Source organism: Mesorhizobium sp. M7A.F.Ca.CA.001.10.2.1 (genome assembly GCF_003998575.1).
Taxonomy (GTDB): Bacteria; Pseudomonadota; Alphaproteobacteria; order Rhizobiales; family Rhizobiaceae; genus Mesorhizobium.
Map to the genome: position 1 here is coordinate 1 of NZ_RZQY01000589.1, position 3897 is coordinate 3897.

General features: G+C 61.5%; 6 protein-coding genes. All 6 read right to left on the reverse strand.

The genetic code is table 11. From position 1 onward, the window contains the following. Positions 1-329: hypothetical protein (locus tag EN964_RS27880; protein WP_206528768.1), on the reverse strand; the 329-nt coding region annotated here is incomplete at its 3' end. Beyond that, positions 326-919: a head-tail connector protein gene (locus EN964_RS27885; protein ID WP_127266781.1), complete on the reverse strand. Its 594-nt coding sequence runs from the start codon at positions 917-919 to the stop codon at positions 326-328. The genes EN964_RS27880 and EN964_RS27885, both read right to left, overlap by 4 nt. Then, positions 913-1392, reverse strand: coding sequence for a hypothetical protein (locus EN964_RS27890; RefSeq protein WP_127266780.1), 480 nt, complete (start codon positions 1390-1392; stop codon positions 913-915). The genes EN964_RS27885 and EN964_RS27890 overlap by 7 nt, the downstream gene beginning before the upstream one ends. A gap of 23 nt (positions 1393-1415) precedes the next feature. Next, complete coding sequence (locus EN964_RS27895; protein ID WP_127375049.1) at positions 1416-1703, reverse strand: hypothetical protein; 288 nt, start codon at positions 1701-1703, stop codon at positions 1416-1418. A gap of 63 nt (positions 1704-1766) precedes the next feature. Beyond that, complete coding sequence (locus tag EN964_RS27900; RefSeq protein ID WP_127266778.1) at positions 1767-3137, reverse strand: phage major capsid protein; 1371 nt, start codon at positions 3135-3137, stop codon at positions 1767-1769. Between the two features lie 10 nt (positions 3138-3147). Then, on the reverse strand, positions 3148-3897 hold a 750-nt coding region (locus EN964_RS27905; protein ID WP_164776034.1), incomplete at its 5' end, for a head maturation protease, ClpP-related.

Here is a 3897-nt window from a genome sequence, read left to right on the forward strand (position 1 = left end):
TCCGTTCCGGTCACCCGGCACATCGCTGCCAGAACAGACCCCTGCGAGCGGACCTGGTCAGGCGAATAGCTGACCTGCACGGCACGGCGGAAGCGCGGCAACCCGCCGCGATGGAATCTTCCGGCTTCGCGGCTGGCGTTCTTGGCCTGCGTGCGCAACACCGTCGCCTTGTGGATGACTTTCAGCCCATCGGCGATCAGGTCGTGATATGGCGCGACCCACGAGCTTTCGAGATAGACTTCATGGCCGCGCATCAATTGCCGGATCACGGCGCGCTGGTGGAGATTGTCACCCAGACCGTGCATGCCGCGGACGAGGAGGGGCATCATCGGTATATTTTCCGCATCTCGATCAGGCTGTTCGCCGAAAATGGGATTTCCGCGACGACAGCGCCGATCGCAACCGGCTCGCGCGATTGATACCAATTGGCGACCAGGATCATGACGATGAGCCGATCCACCGGGTCCTGCTTGAGATCGGGATCGTCGCCGGAACCAGTTACGTCAGGATCGTCAAAGCCGGCCATGAAGCGCAAGCGCACGGCCTGCGGGCGGTTCGACAGGGCCGGTGACGAAAAGGCATCGGTGAAACGGAGGGTCGCGCCTTCGGCTGTGACGACATAATACCAGTCGCCCGGCGCAAGCGTCTGCTCGACATGGTTTTCATCGAGATAGAAGACTTCAGTCACGTCGCGAATCGGCGCAGCGGGAATGGCAATCGGCCCACACCATCTATCGACGCGGTACTCGAACTCCGTTGGCAGCAGGATCCTGCCCATGCGATCCTCGGCAAGGCGTGTTGCAGCGCGGATGTAGGCCTTGATCAGTTCGTCATCGTCAGTCGTATCGACGATGACATGTGCCTTCACGTCGTCGACTGAGACGAAAAGGCCGTCAGGCTGTGAAAGCCGCATCAACATGCAAGCGCCTCCTCGAGGCTCATCTTCGGAAACCGTGAAAGGGTGGAAACAGGGCTGCAGTTGATCACCGCTATGCCAAGGTGCGCGAGCATCTCGGCCGCATTGTCGAGGCACCGGCGCCAGCGTTCGACATTCTTGGTCGACGGATTGTTCATCAGGCGCGGATGTTTTCCATGCCAATGCACGCCCAGATCGATGCGCATGTCGTAGCCGACCAGGATCACCTTGCGCGCACCGAACTGGACGGCCAGGTTCAATGCCTGAAATCCGCTGTTGCCACCGGACCCGATGGTCCCTGGCCGATCCAGTTGCAAACGGTCAGAGCCTCGTTCAAGAGCCACGCGGCGGAGACCCCACTGCGACGCCGCCACCGGATCCTGACTGATCTTCAATCCGGCAAATTGGCTTGCACCGGATGCGGCGTTCCACCACGCCAGATCGTGGGCATAAAGAACGTCGGCCCATGGTGCCAACTGCCACGAATTGTTGATGGCGATCAGTCTTGCCCGACCTCTGGCGATTTCGAGCGGGACTTGGGATGCTGATGGTCCGCTGGCGACGATGACGGCTGTTTGCCGGTGCCAGTCCGGGAACCAGAAGGGCGCGAGGATGCCTTGCCGGCCGCCTCCGCATCCGGGAGGAAAAGACCACCCTCGTAGAGAACCTTCGCGCGGCGGTGGGCAATGGCCGGAAAATCGCCATCCTTGCCGAACCGCGCGCCTTTTTTCACACGGCCCTCCTGGCCGAGCCAGGGCCGCAATGCGGTACCGGAAACATCAGACATCTTCATCTCCCTTGAATGGCCGGGCGGCGTCTGTCGCCGCCCGGATCGATTGGCCCGACCCGATCAAGTCGCCGAGGTGAATCCGCCGTAGATGAAGGCTTCGGGGCGGAACACGGCGAGAGCCACGCGCTCTTCGCAGCGCATGGTGAGCATGTTCTTTTCGAAGTCGTCATTGTTCTCGGTCGCGATCTCGACACCCATCTCCTCGCGATCGTAGAGCTGCGCGCCGCCGGCAAAGGCGCCGGTGAGGAAATTGCCCTCGAAATCGGCAATCTCGGTCGGTACGACAGGGAGGCCCCACAGCGTCGAACCGGCCAAGCGAAGCGGATTGGCGAACACGTACTGGCCGTTTTCGTCCTTGGTCAGCTCGGTTGCCGCCCAATCCATGAAATGCATCACGATGCCGGTTGCCGGCAGCCGCGCCAGTTGCGCCTGCAGCATGGCCAGCCGGATGTCGTCGATCCGGTTGTGATGCGGCACGGTGAACGCCGGCGCGAATGCCTCCGCCTGCGGGATGATGCCGTGCAGATGGACGCCAGTACCGTCGCCGAAGAGGATTTCCTCTTCCTCGACATATTTCAGGCCATAGCGCATTTCGCGGTCGACGTCTGACTGCAACTGCTTGAAGTCGGCCAGGATCTGCTTCGATGCCTTGAAGATGTGGGCGATCGTCGAGACAGGCGTCATCTTGCTGTCGTAGGCGATCGTCGATTCCGGCTTCTTCGTGCCTTCCGACACGACACGCGCCGCATTGGTGAAGCCGGTTTGCTGAACCCAGAAAATAGCCGGGCTCTGGGTCTGGCCGACAGGGATCAGGTCACGCACAAACAAGCGCTGCTTGGGCGCCACCTGAATGCCGGGCAGGATCTGCGGCTGGACGATGCCGGGATTGTCGCCGACCGGATAGTCGACGCTGGTGATTGCGGCATTGACCGAGAAGCGGTGCTTGCCGCGCGCCGAGGACCCCTGTGCGGCGAAATCCTTCGTCTTCTGATCGGCGACCAACTGGGCGCCGATGGTCTTGTGAGCGGACGTCTTGTCGCCCGGGCGGCGAACGATTTCCTGCTCTGCCGCCGTGAGGCGCGCCTGGGCTTCGTTCAAGGCTCCCTTGAGAGACGTCTGCTCGATAAGAAGCTTGTCGACATCGGACTTGGTGGCGGTCAGAAGTTCGCCCTTGTTCTTGACCTCGGCCAGGGCCTCTTCGGCCTTTTTGGACAATTCGTCCGACTTCTGGTTGAACTTGGTGGTGACCTCCGCGAGTTTGTCGGTGAGGGCCTTGAAGTCCTGCGCCGATACTGCCGCCGCACCCTCGGCGATCAGCAAGCCGCTCGAATGATGTGTGGTCAGGATGTCCGGTCCAAGGCCGAAGGCTACGGCGATCACGGCAAGGGTGAGCAGCCCGGCAATCGCCAGGAGCGTATAGGTCTTATTCATTGGATTTCTCCTAGGGGTTGATGTCTATGCGCGACAGGACGTTCATCGCCTGGCGCATTTCGGCTTCACCAACGTCACGTGTGGTGTCATCGGCAACGTCACGTGTGCCGGTCTTCAGTTCGGAAATCAGGCGCTTGCGTTCGGCCTGTGGCAGGCCGGCCTTGGCAAGTGCCAATTCGACCCGGCGAGCGGCTGCGCTGGCGCCGAGTTCAAGGCTGGCCTTGGCGTCCTTGGCGACCTGGTCGGCCGGCAGGAACGCATCGGCAAATCCCTTGTCGACGGCGTCAGAGCCGGCAAGCCAGGTTTCCTTGTCCATCATCTTGGCAATGTCCTTGGCGTCCATACCAGAGCGGGCGGCGTAGACGTCCGCGGACGCCTTATCGAAGGATTGAAGGACATCGGCAATGTCATGCAAGTCGTTGCGATCGCCGACCGCCATTACCCAGGTATTGTGGATCATCAGGAACCCGGCGCGGGGAACCTCGATGCGGTCGCCCGCCATACTGATGATCGAGGCCGCCGATGCGGCCATGCCTAGAACCTTGACGGTCACCTTCTGCTTGTGATCTCGCAGCAGGTTGTAGATGGCGAGGCCTTCCATGAAATCGCCGCCGGGCGAATTGATGTTGACCACGACCTCACGATCGCCAATGGCGCGCAGCGCGCCGGCGATGCGGCGAGCCGTAACGCCATCGCCGAAGAAGTCGGCGCCGATGACGCCGAGGATCGAAATCGTGTTCTCGGTGGTATCGTCGGATGC